This is a genomic window from Stenotrophomonas sp. CS3K5 (assembly GCF_059515225.1).
Genome location: NZ_JCAKRX010000015.1, coordinates 92,444 through 107,579 on the forward strand (window position 1 = coordinate 92,444; position 15,136 = coordinate 107,579).

19 protein-coding genes are annotated in these 15,136 nt (G+C 62.8%); 9 read left to right on the plus strand and 10 right to left on the minus strand.

Annotation, left to right across the window (positions count from 1 at the left end; translation table 11 throughout):
* Window positions 1–16 precede the first annotated feature (16 nt).
* Both AC5YGJ_RS18710 and speA read right to left on the minus strand, forming a co-directional pair.
* Window positions 17–337: a DUF6122 family protein gene (locus AC5YGJ_RS18710; RefSeq protein ID WP_049417052.1), complete on the minus strand. Its 321-nt coding sequence runs from the start codon at window positions 335–337 to the stop codon at window positions 17–19.
* A gap of 43 nt (window positions 338–380) precedes the next feature.
* Window positions 381–2,270: an arginine decarboxylase gene (gene speA, locus AC5YGJ_RS18715; RefSeq protein WP_107232872.1), complete on the minus strand. Its 1,890-nt coding sequence runs from the start codon at window positions 2,268–2,270 to the stop codon at window positions 381–383.
* Window positions 2,271–2,461: 191 nt separating this feature from the next.
* On the opposite strand from speA, the gene speE reads away from it, so the two are divergent.
* The gene (gene speE, locus AC5YGJ_RS18720; protein ID WP_496187385.1) at window positions 2,462–3,316 is read left to right on the plus strand and encodes a polyamine aminopropyltransferase; all 855 of its coding nucleotides are present in this window, start codon (window positions 2,462–2,464) and stop codon (window positions 3,314–3,316) included.
* 91 nt (window positions 3,317–3,407) lie between these two features.
* Here the strand turns inward: speE and AC5YGJ_RS18725 are convergent, their stop codons facing one another.
* Window positions 3,408–4,316 (minus strand): aspartyl/asparaginyl beta-hydroxylase domain-containing protein, encoded by a 909-nt coding sequence (locus tag AC5YGJ_RS18725; RefSeq protein WP_249842618.1) that lies wholly within the window; start codon window positions 4,314–4,316, stop codon window positions 3,408–3,410.
* Window positions 4,317–4,749: 433 nt separating this feature from the next.
* On the opposite strand from AC5YGJ_RS18725, the gene AC5YGJ_RS18730 reads away from it, so the two are divergent.
* Window positions 4,750–5,409, plus strand: a complete 660-nt coding sequence (locus AC5YGJ_RS18730; RefSeq protein WP_309340212.1) for an RIO1 family regulatory kinase/ATPase domain-containing protein — start codon at window positions 4,750–4,752, stop codon at window positions 5,407–5,409.
* Window positions 5,410–5,538: 129 nt separating this feature from the next.
* On the opposite strand, the gene AC5YGJ_RS18735 is transcribed toward AC5YGJ_RS18730, so the two are convergent.
* Window positions 5,539–5,877: a P-II family nitrogen regulator gene (locus tag AC5YGJ_RS18735; RefSeq protein ID WP_005411374.1), complete on the minus strand. Its 339-nt coding sequence runs from the start codon at window positions 5,875–5,877 to the stop codon at window positions 5,539–5,541.
* A gap of 155 nt (window positions 5,878–6,032) precedes the next feature.
* Between AC5YGJ_RS18735 and ubiK the strand changes: the two genes are divergently transcribed.
* A complete protein-coding gene (ubiK, locus tag AC5YGJ_RS18740; RefSeq protein WP_496187386.1) occupies window positions 6,033–6,284 on the plus strand; it encodes a ubiquinone biosynthesis accessory factor UbiK in 252 nt (83 codons plus the stop codon).
* A 40-nt stretch (window positions 6,285–6,324) separates the two neighbouring features.
* Here the strand turns inward: ubiK and AC5YGJ_RS18745 are convergent, their stop codons facing one another.
* A complete protein-coding gene (locus AC5YGJ_RS18745; RefSeq protein WP_496187387.1) occupies window positions 6,325–6,732 on the minus strand; it encodes a hypothetical protein in 408 nt (135 codons plus the stop codon).
* Between the two features lie 384 nt (window positions 6,733–7,116).
* Between AC5YGJ_RS18745 and arr the strand changes: the two genes are divergently transcribed.
* Entirely contained in the window at window positions 7,117–7,551 is a 435-nt protein-coding gene (arr, locus tag AC5YGJ_RS18750) for an NAD(+)--rifampin ADP-ribosyltransferase (protein WP_496187388.1), read from the plus strand.
* Here arr and AC5YGJ_RS18755 read toward each other — a convergent pair.
* Complete coding sequence (locus AC5YGJ_RS18755) at window positions 7,544–7,993, minus strand: DUF4279 domain-containing protein (RefSeq protein ID WP_496187389.1); 450 nt, start codon at window positions 7,991–7,993, stop codon at window positions 7,544–7,546. The genes arr and AC5YGJ_RS18755 overlap by 8 nt on opposite strands.
* 250 nt (window positions 7,994–8,243) lie before the next feature.
* On the opposite strand from AC5YGJ_RS18755, the gene AC5YGJ_RS18760 reads away from it, so the two are divergent.
* Window positions 8,244–9,563: a serine/threonine protein kinase gene (locus tag AC5YGJ_RS18760; RefSeq protein WP_496187390.1), complete on the plus strand. Its 1,320-nt coding sequence runs from the start codon at window positions 8,244–8,246 to the stop codon at window positions 9,561–9,563.
* A 494-nt stretch (window positions 9,564–10,057) separates the two neighbouring features.
* Here the strand turns inward: AC5YGJ_RS18760 and AC5YGJ_RS18765 are convergent, their stop codons facing one another.
* The 4 genes from AC5YGJ_RS18765 to AC5YGJ_RS18780 form a co-directional block, all read right to left on the minus strand.
* Complete coding sequence (locus AC5YGJ_RS18765) at window positions 10,058–10,435, minus strand: hypothetical protein (protein ID WP_496187391.1); 378 nt, start codon at window positions 10,433–10,435, stop codon at window positions 10,058–10,060.
* A gap of 80 nt (window positions 10,436–10,515) precedes the next feature.
* Window positions 10,516–10,812 carry a hypothetical protein gene (locus AC5YGJ_RS18770; protein WP_496187392.1) on the minus strand — a complete coding sequence of 99 codons (297 nt, stop codon included), beginning with the start codon at window positions 10,810–10,812 and terminating at the stop codon, window positions 10,516–10,518.
* Between the two features lie 370 nt (window positions 10,813–11,182).
* Window positions 11,183–11,548, minus strand: coding sequence for a hypothetical protein (locus AC5YGJ_RS18775; RefSeq protein ID WP_496187393.1), 366 nt, complete (start codon window positions 11,546–11,548; stop codon window positions 11,183–11,185).
* A gap of 55 nt (window positions 11,549–11,603) precedes the next feature.
* The gene (locus tag AC5YGJ_RS18780; RefSeq protein WP_496187394.1) at window positions 11,604–12,206 is read right to left on the minus strand and encodes a DUF998 domain-containing protein; all 603 of its coding nucleotides are present in this window, start codon (window positions 12,204–12,206) and stop codon (window positions 11,604–11,606) included.
* A gap of 648 nt (window positions 12,207–12,854) precedes the next feature.
* On the opposite strand from AC5YGJ_RS18780, the gene AC5YGJ_RS18785 reads away from it, so the two are divergent.
* From AC5YGJ_RS18785 to AC5YGJ_RS18800, 4 genes are all read left to right on the plus strand, one after another.
* Entirely contained in the window at window positions 12,855–13,211 is a 357-nt protein-coding gene (locus tag AC5YGJ_RS18785) for a hypothetical protein (protein ID WP_496187395.1), read from the plus strand.
* A 14-nt stretch (window positions 13,212–13,225) separates the two neighbouring features.
* Complete coding sequence (locus AC5YGJ_RS18790; RefSeq protein ID WP_496187396.1) at window positions 13,226–13,702, plus strand: cold-shock protein; 477 nt, start codon at window positions 13,226–13,228, stop codon at window positions 13,700–13,702.
* 63 nt (window positions 13,703–13,765) lie between these two features.
* Window positions 13,766–14,233, plus strand: coding sequence for a hypothetical protein (locus AC5YGJ_RS18795; RefSeq protein ID WP_496187397.1), 468 nt, complete (start codon window positions 13,766–13,768; stop codon window positions 14,231–14,233).
* 136 nt (window positions 14,234–14,369) lie between these two features.
* The coding region (locus tag AC5YGJ_RS18800; protein ID WP_496187398.1) for a magnesium chelatase domain-containing protein at window positions 14,370–15,136 on the plus strand (767 nt) is incomplete at its 3' end.

Below are 15,136 nucleotides of genomic sequence, written 5' to 3' on the forward strand. Positions count from 1 at the left end.
CCGAGCCATGCTCGGCTCAGCGGTGGTGCATCCACCAGCAGTCGATCGCGTCCAGCACGATGTGAATGATCAGACCGATGCCCACCAGCCGGGTCTTCTTCGGCACGCACAGGCCGGCGTAGACCGCGATGGCCGGCGCAGTATGCAGCGGGTGGAAACCGATGCTGCAGCGGTTCGGCGCGTAGATCGGGTCGGCCAGCAGATGGTCCAGGTCGATGATCCAGCCCAGCAGCATCAACAACCACGCCGAGGCGAAACGCTTGCGCCAGAACAGCCATGCCAGCAGGGCTGGCACGGCGGCATGCAGGAACAGGTGGAAGATCGCGCGCGCGCTCATCAGGGCAGGTGGCGCCGGGCGATGCCCGGCGTTCCCATGAACATCACACCAGCGGTTCGTCGGACAGGTAGGTGTAGCCGGTCAGGCCCGCTTCCAGCGCCTGCGACAGTTCCTGCGCCCGTTCCGGCGAAAGGTCGGCCGCCGCCACGCGCTGGGCATAGGCCGCACGCAGGTCGTCCAGCTTGTAGCCCACGTAGTCCAGCATCACGTCGGTGGTGTCGCCACGGCGCTGCTGGGTGATCGCGTAGCCATCGGCATCGGCCAGCACTTCCACCGCGTCGGTGTCACCGAACAGGTTGTGGATGTCGCCCAGGATTTCCTGGTACGCGCCCACCATGAAGAAACCGATGCGATAGCTTTCCCCGTGCTTGATCGCGTGCAGCGGCAGCGAGGTGTCCAGGCTTTCGTTCTCGACGTAGGTCTTCACCATGCCGTCCGAGTCGCAGGTCATGTCGGCGATGATGCCGCGACGGTCCGGCGTTTCGTTCAGGCGCTCGATCGGCACGATCGGGAACACCTGGTCGATCGCCCACGCATCGGGAATCGATTCGAACACGCTGAAGTTGACGAAGTACTTGTCGACCAGGCGCTCGTTCAATTCATCCAGTGCCGGGCGATGGCTCTTTTCGTCGTAGCTCAGGCGCGCACGCACGCCGTGGGCGATGGCGTAGAACAGATCGTCAATGCGCGCACGTTGCGGCAGATCGATCTGGCCCAGCGCGTAGCTGGCCAGGCCTTCGGCGTGGAAGTGCTGCGCTTCCTGGAACAGTTCCACCGCCGGGCGCACGTCCAGTTCCTCATGGATCTCGCGCAGGTGGCGGATCGCGGCCGGCTCGTCATCGTGCTGGTCCGGCACGCGGCCTTCCTGCGCCTGCTCCACTTCAGAGACATTGGCGATCAGCACCGCGTGGTGCGCGGTCATCGCGCGGCCGCACTCGGTCACGATGCGCGGCGGGGTCAGGCCGTGTTCTTCGCAGGCGTTGGCCAGCGGCTGCACGATGTTGCTGGCATAGGAATGCAGGCCGTAGTTGATCGAGCAGAAGCTGCGCGAACGGGTGCCTTCGTAGTCCACGCCCAGGCCGCCACCCACGTCCACGTGGGTGATCTTCGCGCCCAGCTGTGACAGCTCGACGAAATAGCGGGTGGCTTCGCGCATGCCGTTGGCGATGTCGCGCACGTTGGAAATCTGCGAGCCCATGTGGAAGTGCAGCAGGCTCAGGCAGTCGGCGTACTCGGTATCGCGCAGCGACTTCCACAGGTCCAGCAGCTGGCGCGGGGACAGCCCGAACTTGGCCTTGTCGCCACCGCTGTTCTGCCACTTGCCGGCGCCCAGCGAGGCCAGGCGCATGCGCACGCCCAGGCCCGGCTTCACGTCCAGCGCCTTGGACTCTTCCAGCACCAGCTTCAGCTCGGACGGCTTCTCGATGACGATGAAGGTCTGCAGGCCCAGCTTGCGGCCGATCAGGGCCAGGCGGATGTACTCGCGGTCCTTGTAACCGTTGCAGACAATCAGGCCACCCGGGCGCGACAGCGCCAGCACGGCCATGAGTTCGGGCTTGCTGCCCGCTTCCAGGCCGAAGCCTTCGCCGTGGTGGCTGGCCAGGGTGCCGGCCACGCCACGGTGCTGGTTCACCTTGATCGGGTACACCGCGGTGTAGCCGCCGGTGTAGTCCCAGTCCTGCTGGGCCTGGGCGAAGGCCGCCTGCAGCTTGCCCAGGCGCTGGCCGAGGATGTCCGGGAAGCGCACCAGCAGCGGCAGCTTGGCACCGGCCGCGCGCGCGGCGTCCACCACCTTGGGCAGCGACACCACCGGGCCATCGGCCCCGGTCGGTCTCACCACCATGTGCCCAGCCTGATCCACATCGAAATAACCATCCGCCCAATGCGGGATCGAGTAGGTCTTGCGGGCTTGGTCGAGGGACCAATCGGTCATTGCAGTCGGCCTTGTGGCAAATAAAAGGGGGGGCATGATAACGCCTATATGCCCACAGGTTCGTTATCATGCGCGCCCGCGCCCGTGGCAGGTCTGAACCTGAACGGGCCGATCCGTCCGGATGTGGCATCTGTGCCACGCGGCCCCGCCCGCCAGCCCGGCTTTACCCCTCCGAACAGGACCGTACTTCCATGACTGACAGCAACAACTGGTACATCGAACACTTCGAGCGCACCGGCTCGGCCATCGGCTACCGCATCACCGGCAAGCTGGACGAGGTGCAGTCGCCGTTCCAGAAGATCGAGATCTTCCAGACCACCGACTGGGGCAACCTGATGACCATCGACGGGGCCATCATGCTGACCAGCAAGGACAACTTCTTCTACCACGAGATGATCAGCCACCCGGTGCTGTTCACCCACGCCGCGCCCAAGCGCGTGGTGATCATCGGTGGCGGCGACTGCGGCACCCTGCGCGAAGTGCTCAAGCACAAGGGCGTGGAGAGCGTGACCCAGTGCGATATCGACGAGCAGGTCACCGTGATGGCGCGCAAGCACTTCCCGGAACTGTGCGATTCCAACGACGACGCCCGCGCCGAGCTGCTGTTCGACGACGGCGTGGCCTACATGGCCAACTGCCCGGCCGGCAGCGTAGACGTGGTGATCGTGGACTCGACCGACCCGGTCGGCCCGGGTGAAGGCCTGTTCAACAAGGCCTTCTACGAGAGCTGCTTCAAGGCCCTGAAGGACGACGGCATCCTGGTGCAGCAGTCCGAATCGCCGCTGATGCAGCTGGAGCTGATCAACGAAATGCGCACCGAGATGGGCAAGGCTGGCTTCGGCTCGTTCAAGACCCTGCCGTTCCCGCAGCCGTGCTACCCCACCGGCTGGTGGAGCGTGACCATGGCGCGCAAGGGCGAGAGCGGTTTCGACTTCCGCCAGGCCGACTCGGCCGCCAAGACCTTCAACACCCTGTACTACACCGCCGCGCTGCACACCGGCGTGCTGGTAACCCCGCCGTTCGTGCAGGCTGCATTGAAGGGTTGATCCAAACAAAAACCCGCGCTGGCAACAGCGCGGGTTTTTCATGTTCCGGTAGTGCCGGCCGCTGGCCGGCAACCCCATCAAACCCAGCGCTTCACAGCGCCCAGATACCGGCAATCACCGCCGCCACCAGGCCCCACTTGATCACCTGGTAGGCCACCACGCTGCGCTCGCGCAGAGCCTTGGCCTTCAGGCGCACCTTGTACAGGCCACCGAAGGCCTTGTTGACGCCACCGGTCGGGTCACCCGGCAGGTTCGGCGAGGCACCGCCAGCCAGCAGCGTGGCCGCCACCGCGCGGTTGAACAGGCCCGGCAGGCCGAAGCGCAGCGGGCGGGCGATGTCGCAGAACAGAATCACGCGGTCCTGGTCGGTCTCGTTGTGCGCATGGTGGATGTAGGTCTCGTCGAACATCATCCACTCGCCATCGCGCCAGCTCTTCTTCACCCCGTCCACCACGATGTAGCAGCCATCGTCGTTGGGCGTGCTCAGGCCCAGGTGCAGGCGCAGCGAACCGGCGAACGGGTCGCGGTGCGGGCGCAGTTCGCTGCCCGGCGGCAGCTGCGCGAACATCGCCGCGCGCACATCGGGAATCGATTCGATCAGCGCCACGGTCTTCGGGCACATGGCCTTGGCCGACGGGTGCGACGGGCCGTACCACTTCAGGTAGAAGCGCTTCCAGCCACGGCGGAAGAAGGAATTGAAGCCGGCATCGTTGTAGCTGCTGGAGGCGGCGATCTTCTGCGCATCGCGCAGCGCCAGCGCCTCATCGCGGATCACCTGCCAGTTCTGGCGCAGCGGCTCCAGCTGCGGCAGCTCCTTGCCCGGGTCCAGGAACGGCGTGGTCGGCACCTTCGAGAACAGGTACATGATCACGTTGATCGGGGCCATGAAACTGGAATGGTCCAGCAGCTGGCGCGACCAGCGCGCACGCACCTTGCCGCGGAAATGGATGTACAGCACGCAGGCCACGAACAGCACTGCAAGGACGATCTTGATGGTCAAAGCACTTTCCTCCAGCCGTGGCCGGAACGGGAAACGGGGGCGATGCACGGCCTGGCGGCCAGCACCGGTGGGGAACGCGGCAGGGAGCGGGGACGTGCCGAAGGGGGCGGCCGCCGATGTCGCGGATTAACAGCTTATGGTCGGCAGGGCGTGCGTCGGGGTCAAGCGAAGCGTGCGCCGCATTCAGCCCAGCGTGCCCGGCCCGCCGGCCATTGGCCGTAAGTTATTGATCATCAATGACTTGCCAGACAAGTGAGACAGAATTGTCCGAGCAGACGCGACGAACTGTTCCAGCCACGACCCCGACATTTCTCCGACAAATCGTGGAATACCGAACTGGCGGGTACTAAAATTAACGAAAGATTAGTAACTCCCTGTAACACCGGTTCGCTTGACGCTCTGCGCCACCCACCGGGTCGTCCGAGACCCCGACATGTATCTTCCTGCCCTGCCCCCCTCCTCCTGCGGCGATGACGCCGCCGGCCCGCTGCTGCTCAAGCGCGGCGAACGCTTCCTCGCCCCCGATGTCTACCGCACCTGCCTGGATGGGCGCGAGGCGGTGGTCAAGGACTACTCCCGCTACCGCGGCACCCCGGTCTCGCTGATCGCCCGGCTGATGGTGCGCCGCGAAGCACGCATGCTGCAGCGCCTGGGCGGCTGGAAGCACGCCCCGGCCCTGCTCGGCACGCTGGGCGGGCTGGCGCTGGGCATGGAATTCATTCCCGGCCAGACCCTCAGCAGCGCCCAGGCGGTGGGCAACGAAGTGTTCGAGCAGCTGCAGCACGCCCTCAGCCGCCTGCACGCCGCCGGCATCACCCACAACGACCTGCACGGCACCAATGTGGTGGTCAGCGCCGGCGTACCGGTGCTGCTGGATTTCACCTCGGCCTGGCGCGCCCCGCGCTGGCTGCGGCGCAACCCGCTGAGCCGGCAGATGCGCCGCAGCGACATGAAGAACCTGCTGAAGATCCGCCAGCGCGTGACCGGCCAGGCGCCGAGCGCCGCGCAGGCCGCGCTGGTGGCCGACCCGGGCTGGGTGGCCGCCGTGCGCCAGGGCTGGAAGCGGTTCTACAGGTGGGCCAAGCGCCGCTGATCGCCTTCGTAGAGTCGAGCTTGCTCGACCGCTGTTCTGTAGAGTCGAGCCCACGCTCGGCTGCCCTGCGTACATCGCGCGAAATGCAGCCGAGCATCGGCTCGGCTCTACAACATCGCGCCGAACGGGTTACAGCGCGTCCGCGTCCAGTTCGCCGGTACGAATACGCACCACGCTGCCCAGGTCGTACACGAACACCTTGCCATCGCCGATCTTGCCGGTGCCGGCCGCCTTCACGATGGCCTCGACCACGGCCTCCACCTGGTCGTCGGTCACCGCCACTTCCAGCTTCACCTTGGGCAGGAAATCGACCACATACTCCGCCCCGCGGTACAGCTCGGTATGGCCCTTCTGGCGCCCGAAGCCCTTTACTTCCGTCACCGTGATCCCGGTAACCCCGCGCTCGGCCAGCGCTTCGCGCACGTCGTCGAGCTTGAACGGCTTGATCACCGCCATGACCATCTTCATCGTCGATCTCCTGTATTCCGGCGTGGAGGATAGCGCCTGAACGCGGCCCGTGCGAAACCCCTGCCGCCTGTTCGCAGCCATGGGGCCAGCAGTATCCTTATGCCTGAACGCCCTGCCCGCGCAGGATGCACGGGCCCACACTCACGGAGCACACCATGATCGACCTGAACCAAATCGATGACCTGGCGCGTCGCCTCAGCGACATGGTGCCGCCGGGCCTGCGCGAATCGCGCGAGGAACTGCAGGCCACCTTCAAGAGCGCGCTGCAGGCCGGCCTGGCCAAGCTCGACCTGGTGACCCGCGAGGAGTTCGAAGTGCAGCGCGCCGTGCTGCTGAAGACCCGCGAGAAGCTGGACGCGCTGGAAACGGCCGTGCGCGAACTGGAAGGGCGCTCGACGTCAGATTGAGTTGACGCCACTTTCGCCAGACAGCGAGGCGAAAAGCAGACTACCGCTCATCGTCAAACGCGAAGTGCCTCACGTCCTCGAGATCGAACACGGCACGATCCTGCGTCAGCCGAATCCGCCCGGACACCTGCACGCTGGCAGAGATATTGCACAGGCCAGGACTGTTACGCTCCAGGCATATACGCTTCTGTTCGGCGTAAAAACGTGCGACCGAACTGGCGGCCCCATGCTTGCCGATACCGAGGATATGTGCGCCATCGCTGCACCGGGAGTTACGCAGAACCTCTTCGTGGCGGTTATCCGTTACATATCGAGCTGACAACACGACCTCTTCCCGATCATATTCGCCGGGATTCTTAGCGATGGCACACAGCACTTCATCATGAGGATCGTCGATTACGGTTGTCGCTCCCCCACTGGCACAGGCAGATAGCAGCAGGCCCAGCATGGGCACTAATGACGCTGATTTCATAGTCATTTGTCCTTCTCGGTCTTGGGCTGACGTGCTTCCCAGTTTGCAACAGAACCCTCCACCCCCTTGGCCTGTTCACTCTTGCTGATGTTGATCCCAAGGCCTTTCGCAACAACCGCCTCCGTGCCGTAAGCACTCCGCTCTGTGGCACGAACCTCATCACTGGTGGCCGCGGGGCTGGACGCGCTGGAAAAGGCCGTACGCGAGCTGGAAGGCCGCAGCGCCGCAGAATGAAAAAAGGAGGCGCACGGCGCCTCCCACTTACAGAGTATTTCGCGGATGGGGCCTTGCCGCAAGGCCCGTGCGGCGCCCTAGACTCGCCGGCCTGTCGATCCGGCAGGACAGTCAGGGGCAGTGCCGATGGCACAGGACACCGAATGGACACCCGTTACGCATGACACCTGCGGCCAGGTCGCCGGGCCGTTCTATCACGGCACCCGCGCCGATCTGGCGGTGGGCGAACTGCTGAGCGCGGGCTTCAGGTCCAACTATCGCGACAGCGTGGTGATGAACCACATCTACTTCACCAGCATTGCCAAGGGCGCGGGGCTGGCTGCGGAGATGGCCCGGGGTGAAGGGCGACCGCGTGTGTACATCGTGGAGCCGACCGGTCCGTTTGAAGACGACCCGAATGTGACCAACAAGAAGTTTCCCGGCAACCCGACGCGGTCGTATCGCAGTGCGCAACCGTTACGGGTGGTGGGGGAGATTACGGAGTGGGAGCTGTACGACGCGGAGTTCGTTCGACAGTTGAAGGCGTTTGTTGCTTCGGGCAGTGGGGAGATCATCAACTGATGGGCGCTGCGCGCGGAGCGGTGGGCTCTTCTTCTTCCTCGGCATCGTAAATGTCCAGCCCAAGCTCGATGCCGCGCTGCCCCAGCGCGAGCAGCGCACGCGGCGAAAGCGAGACACCATCATTGCCGCTGCCCATGAAAAGGCCACAGAACAGGTTCGGCCGGAACGGTGCCAGAGACTGCCATGCAGCGAGATCGCCGGTGAGTTTATCGAGGATCTCGAAGATCTGCGCTTCCAGATCTTCAGGCTCACGCCGGAGCGCGCTGAGTCGCCAGCTTCCGGTCCCGGCAATGCGCACGGCGCCGGGTTGGCTGCCTGTGAGCTGCTGGCCCTTGTGATGCGCGGCGGTTGGGCTCGCGCCAAGCAAGGCAGTGATCTCGTCTGGATTGAGCTCATCCCCGAAGAACCGGAGGGTGACCAGGGAGTGATGGAGTATGGTCATTGGATTCCAGTTGCGTGCGTTCTGTTGATGTTGGCTATCGGCCAGGAGCGGACGCGTCTGAACTCAAGGATACGATTATGACCTGGACGTTCCCATTTTCAGTCTGCGCGGCCGTCTCTCCCGACGAAATGGGTCAATCACGAGCATGGGCCATTCTCGCTATTGTCCCATGGCCGAAAGGCGACTTTCACGGTACGCTTTTGTTAAGCAATAGCTGACGAAGGGATGCGTCATACGAATGGATCATTCGATGTCTTGGAACGAGCGTTGGGAGCTAGCTCAGAACGTGAGCACTGACGGGACGGCGAAAGGCGGCCAAGGCGAAGTTCGTGCCGTTGTTCGGCGCGCAGATGGGGCCAAGGGCGCCCTGAAGTGCATGCACAGTGATCATCTGAAGATCCGTGAACGCCGCGCCAGAGTGTTTCAGGAGGTGACCGCGCTGAGAGCGCTCGATGGTCAAGGATGTCCGAGAGTACTTGAGACCAATGCCGAGAGTTGGGAGGCAGAAGGAGTTGAACTCTACTTGGTCATGGAATGGGTAGAAGGACCAACTCTGTCGAGGTACGTTGATAGCGGCCAAGTACCATTCGACGATGCAATCTCAGTTACTCGAGCATTGCTTCTTACCGTCGGTAGATGCCACCAACTTGGAATTTTTCACAGGGACCTCAAGCCGGACAACGTAATCGTTCCCAACGCGAGCGAACCCGTTCTAGTTGACTTTGGAATGTCTTGGTCAAAGCCAGAAGAGAGCGTAGATGATACTAGGGCGTTCGAAACGGCAGTTGGCCAAGAGATCGGAAATCGATTCTTGAGATTGCCTGAGCATGCAGCAGGTCGTCATGAGTACCACAGCGCATCGGACGTAACGATGGTGGTGGGGCTGTTGTTCTACATGCTCGCCCGGCAGGCACCCAGAATTCTGAGCGATGCATCGGGTGCGATGCCTCACGAGCGGTTCTCGTCGTCGTTTGCTCCCGCCGTTACGGACGATCCACGCTGGCCTCGCTTGCGCCGCATATTCAATGTCGGATTTCAGTCAAGCATCGCATCAAGGTTCTCGACTGTGGAGGACGTGCTTGAACGGCTTGATAGTCTATTACCGCCTCCGATCGGTGATGTGGCCGCCGGAGCGGAGGAGGAACTCGCTCGGATTCGTGAGATTACGGGCTCCGACAAAGGTCGCGCAGTCGCCGCCGCCTCACAGACTATGCTAGATGCATCTCAACGCTACCTCGACGTCCATCACAAGGCGCTTCAAGGGACGGGGTTCGTAAGTGGTGGTAGCGGGCCAAACCTCACCGATCGAAACCAAGCTGTTGAGCTTCAATTTTTCCTGGTGTTGCAGAACAGCTCAGACATCTTGGCTCGGTTTCGACACGTTGTTCGATTTGAGAGCGGATACCTCACGGCCACCGTTCAGGTTGAGAGTGAGCAATCGGAAGTCTACTACCGTGGCCCAGCCGCTGATCCGGACTCGATTATTGAAGCTATCGAAGCTATGGCTCTCAGAGTCATAGTAAAGCTCTTTCGCTATTCAAGGGAGCGCCTCGAGCTACAAGGCGGATAACACGTTAGCGCAGCGCCAAAATCACTGGGCACGTAGAGAACAGCAAGCTCTGCCGCTGAGCCTAACTCCGTGGCCGAACGATCGGAATTGTACTGTGTACAGCGCCAGTCGCTTGCCGCGATATCTCCTCAAAGTTCCGGCAGACCTCTGTGTCACTCAACGACAAATTGAACCCGACCCGCGAATGTAGTTCGGTTTCGAAGGATCATGTACTTGGTGCGTTTCTCATCGAAAAGCGAGTGCTGCGTGATGAGCCATCTGAGCGTATCCGCATTGAGTTGGATATGCCTTCTACGGTCATGGTGTTCAGTCGGAATGTCGTAGACCATTGCTTGATGTAGCACAAGATCGACGATCTTGTGCCGGGGGAGTCTCACATAGATGGGTATTGACTTCAGGACCGAATAGCCACTTTGCCGCTTGAATCCCTGATAGGTTTGCGATCTGTTGCTCGCTGCCAGGTTGTCCGTGCGAGGCAATTGCAGCAGGGGAGCCTAGCCGGAACGCAGCAACGATCCAATGAGAAAAGCCGACGCCAGTGCCGCCCAGGACAGTACCGCCATGGTGATCAGCATCACCTTCCGATGCATCACCTGCGCCTCCTGCCGATAGGGCGCCTTGCATCCGTACGGCCTGACCAGCCCCGACAGTTCGCCCGGGATGCTCAGCGCCCCCAGCAGCAACAGGGCGAGCATGCAGAACCCGAACACCGTTCCTACATCACCCACCCGGGCGACGTCGGCTGGGGCATGGGATTGGCTGACAAGGGCTTCGAAGAACACCCCAACCCAGTTTGCCAAGAGCGCGGCCATGATTGCGACGAACCCCAGATGGCTGAAAAGATGCACCCTGAAGCGGGCCGGCAGCTTCATCGCGTGTGATCCTTCATCCTGGCACCGCGAAGCTGCTCACGGCTGCGCCGGTCAACGTACCCGCCGCAACGCTGATCATCTCAGCCCAACCATGCGAATGTCACGACGTATGCAGCGAAGGCGATTGCGAACGCGATTCGCATCACGATCACTTCATTTCGAACCTCTTGCAGCGCTTGCAGGGGCGCCTTCCGCTCAAGGCCCAACACCACGGCCAGATAGGTCATTTGCCCGCGGATTCCAAATGGCTCCGGGCAGTCCAGAGCTCGCCACAGTTCGGGGTACCGTCCTTGGAAGCGGAATGCAAATCGGTAGAAGACCAGAAGATGGATGAGCGAGAACACGACCGCAACTGTCACTACGATGTTGAACACCATGGCGATTCTTCCGTGGCCTCAGCTGCAAGTACCTCGAATCTATCAGAAGTCCGCCAACCGGGCCGGTCGCCAGTTGCCGGGTGCGTACAAGGATCATCTGGACGGGAATGTTCTGTGGCATGTTTCGAACCGCCGCGCCCGCCCGCACGTAGCATGGGTCATGCAGTAATCGCATCCGCAGACACAAGGACTCTGCTTGAGGACTCGACGGGATGGTACAGGACGCTGTACCGCATCAAGGAGAAGGGCTCCGGAAACGCGGATCGAGGGTTAGCTGTCCAATACCTGGAAGACCTGAAAGTGCTGCTGCCCCGCAGCGGGTTGAAATCCTTCCATGTTGATGTGAACCCGACGTGCAACAGACCGGCCCCTACTTGAAGATGTCCATCAAGTCCTTGTCTTCATGCCGCTGCTCCCACGTGGAGAGAAAGCAGAAACTCACCCCGCTGCGCATGGCAGCCTTCTGGAACCCGGCCAGTTCTTCCTTCGTGACCGGGTACTCAACCGGATCAAAGTGCAGAATCCCCCATGGCTTGACGAGAGAGAACCCAGGCAGGAGTTCCGAGAAGATCGCCTTGAGCAGGGGCCGGATACTCGAAAAGTCCTTGATCGGACCCGTGCGATTGCCAAGGGCATGACACTGACGACAGATGGTCCTGTCTCCACCCACCACGCGCGCAATGAAGTGGTCCTGGTGTACTCGAACGTAGATCAGCTGACGGCGAAAGATCTTCATCCCCATCTCAAAACCACGCGCTCAACAGCCATCCATGCAACTGCATGCCTATCCATCAATGCGCAGGCTCCGCCTTCAGCGCGCTTGAACCGCTTCGCAGCAGGTACAGCGCAACCAGGAACGGCCAGAGCGAGTTGATGGACGAGAACACGCGCTGAGTCAGCCCCCTGAAGCCATCCGGGTCCGCGCCCACCACGTTCAACCAGAGATAGACGACGCTCGCGACGCTCACCACAGCGGTCACGGCGTATGCCCTCCGGTTGGCAGACCACGCGCTCAACTCGATGTGCGACATCGCCGGCGCGATGATGTTGGCGATACCGATGGTGTAGAAGCCGTGCATCGGATGGCCCATGGGCCAGAGCCCGTTGGTCAGCATGGAAATGCCAAAGATCATCCAGCAGATCGCGCCTACGGCAATCCGGCGGCCGGACTCCCGCCATATCCCGATGGAGAACGCCACGAACCCCACACCGGAGCCGAGGGCGGCGATCCTGGCGCAGATGCTTGCGAGTGTGGGCGCCTGCAGCAGTTCGCTGGCGTGCTGTGCGAGCGGGTTGTAGCCCGGTGCAAATACGGCGGCAACGCTGGTCCAGAACAGGAACCACGGAAGCGGGATCAGACCCGCGCAGAGAAGCAGTCGGCTGCGGCGTTGCACGTGCAGTGATCCTTGTTTTAGCCTACGCCAGTGGGTGGAATCCATTCGAGCGCTGCAGAACCATCCCTGCTGCGGGCAGGATGGCCTTGATTGACTACAGCGGTAGTCAGATTGCGCGCGACACTCGGTAGGTTCAATAGGCAGGAAGTCATTTAAACCATCTAGCCGGTGTCGCAGCGGTTCGGTTGCATGAGCGATCACGCATGCCCGATGAGCGAGTGCTGTCGCATTTGCCGCGCCTTGCATCCTTGATGGAAGGATCTGACGACTCCGTTCCAGAAGTGCCTGTACGCCTAGCCCGCCAAGGCTCTCGCCCCTTTCCGCGCTATGCGACAATGCCGAAAACGTCTCGGGTTTTGGCGGCATTGGCCCCTACCCCTTGGCATTCCGTACAACGGCAGGTAATCGTTACTGCGCCACCGTGCATCGGTGGTCGGGACTCGAAAACCCGGATTGCTAGACGTAAGTTTGCGCTTGCCAGCCGGCACCACCGCGCGTGGTGCCGGCTGGCAATCCGTCTGCCGGCTATGGCGGGCGGGGCGTGGGGGCCTCGTGCCCGCCGGCTTTGTCTAGCAACCGGTTTTCGAGCCACGCCCTGTCCGCCACCTTTATCGGTGGCGGCTTCCGCCTGCTTGCACGGAGCCTGCCATGACCACGCCGCACTCCCCGCCCCCGCGCCCCATCCAGGAAGCGCCGTCACCCGCGCCCGCGCCGGCCCCCAACAGCCTCATTGCCACACTGCGCGCCATCGGCGCAGGCGCTGCCGCCGACGGCCGGCCCTGGCCCGAACGCCACCTGCTGCGCAGCCGACAGATGGCGATGTCCGACGCCGACTGCGCGGCAACCGGCCAGCGCATCGTGCAGGAAATCCTGTTGGCAGCCGAGCGCACGCGCCAGAACGGTGAGCCCGATCAGTACGTGGGCGACCGCGTGATGGAAGGGCTGGTGATGGCCGATATGGCGCTCACGGCGTTCATCCACGAGCGCATGCGGCCCAAGGCCTGAGGTCGGGGTGAGTGATGAACAAGCACAGCCTTGTCGCTGCGGCGGCCTGCATCGTGCTGATCGCCGTGGTATGGGCCGCGTGGCCCGAGCCAGCGAGTGATCGGGAGTGGGCCTACCAGAAGCTGAAGCCCTTCGATTACCGGTTGCTGCACGGCGACGCGCTGGGCTTCGTTACCGCCAAGGCCGTCGAAGGCTTTGAATTCCACACGCGCTATGCTGGGGCGACGTCTTTCGAGATCCGGTGTAAGGGCGTTGTGGTGATGGAGGTGGAGAGTGCGCCCTCGCGCGTGCTGATCCGGATGCCTGCCGATGCCGCGTGGCGGGCACCGGATATCGAGCGCCTGCGCATGAGCTTCGAGCGCTGGCTGTTTGTGCAGCAGATTGAGGGGCGGCTGCTGGTGGAGCGCGCGGGGCCATCTTGGGTTGAGACGCGGTTGATGCGCTTCGATGGGGCGATGCCGGATAAGCAGAGGTGTCTGTTTGGGAATTGAATTCCGAATCTTCGTGCTACTCAAAACCAGAGGACATCGGTCCGGCAAAGTGGGAGCGCCCGGATGAAGTCACTTGCCAACTTTCTCGTCGTTGCCATCATCCTGCTTTGTGGGCTCGGATGGGTGGTGTATCCGACCACATTCGAGGCTGAGCTAAGGACCTATCGAACGATCTCCGACGACGACTTTTCGCTTGTGCGAAAGGAGGCCATGGACCTCTCCCGTGCGACAGCATCAAAGGGAATCAGGATCGTCGCCGGGGAACCTGGGTCGCCGTCTTTCGGCTTCTACTGCAAAGGCGTTCCATTGCTCTTCGTCGATAACAGCTCGATCCTGATGACCATGAGTATCATGGCTGGGGCCGATGCCCGTGCGCCTGATGTCATGCACTTCCGTAGCCAGCTGGAAGCTCGACTGCAGCCGTCGGGAGCCCCTTTGGATCCACGCCCAGCGTTGGATCAGTTCGGCCTGTTGAACTCCATCGTCCTGAAGTACCGCGATGGCATTGATGTTGCCCAGCAGTGCAAGTAGCGGCGGCATCACTATAGAAGCCAGGTGACCTCCTACCATCTGCCAGAATCCCCCTAGCCACTTCACCCGCAATTCCCGATGGTTCGCCGCAACGCGCCTGCCGCACCATCAAGCGTCCCTCCGCAGGAAACCGTTCATGAGCCTGGCGCTGGTCCACAGCCGTGCCCGCGCCGGGGTTGATGCCCCACTGGTGCGGGTGGAAGTGCATCTCTCCGGTGGCCTGCCCGCTACCCAGATCGTGGGCCTGGCCGAAACCAGCGTGCGTGAATCGCGCGAACGTGTACGTGCCGCCCTGCTCTGCGCACGCTTCGACTTCCCGCAACGGCGCATCACCTTGAATCTCGCCCCCGCCGATCTGCCCAAGGAAGGCGGGCGCTACGACCTGGCCATTGCGCTGGGCATCCTCGCGGCCAGCGGACAGGTCGATCCGCAGTCGCTGCTGCAGTACGAATTCCTGGGCGAGCTGGGACTCACTGGCGAACTACGCCCGGTGGCCGGTGCGCTGCCCGCCGCGATTGCCGCCGCTGAAGCCGGGCGCATTCTGGTGGTTCCCCCCGGCAATGCCGCCGAGGCGGCGCTGGCCGAGCACGCCGATGTACGGGTGGCGCGCACGTTGCTGGAATGCTGCGCCGGGCTGGGCAACCCGCGCCTGTTGCCGCCCGTGGAGCGCGTGGACACCCCACCGCTGCCGCTGCCCGATCTGGCCGACGTGCGCGGGCAGGGGCATGCGCGGCGCGCGTTGGAGGTGGCTGCGGCCGGTGGCCATCATCTGCTGCTGATCGGCAGCCCGGGCTGCGGCAAGACGCTGTTGGCCTCACGTCTGCCCGGGCTGCTGCCGGATGCCGAAGAGGCCGAAGCACTGCAGCTGGCTGCGATTGCCTCGGTGAGTGGTGAGGGGTTGGA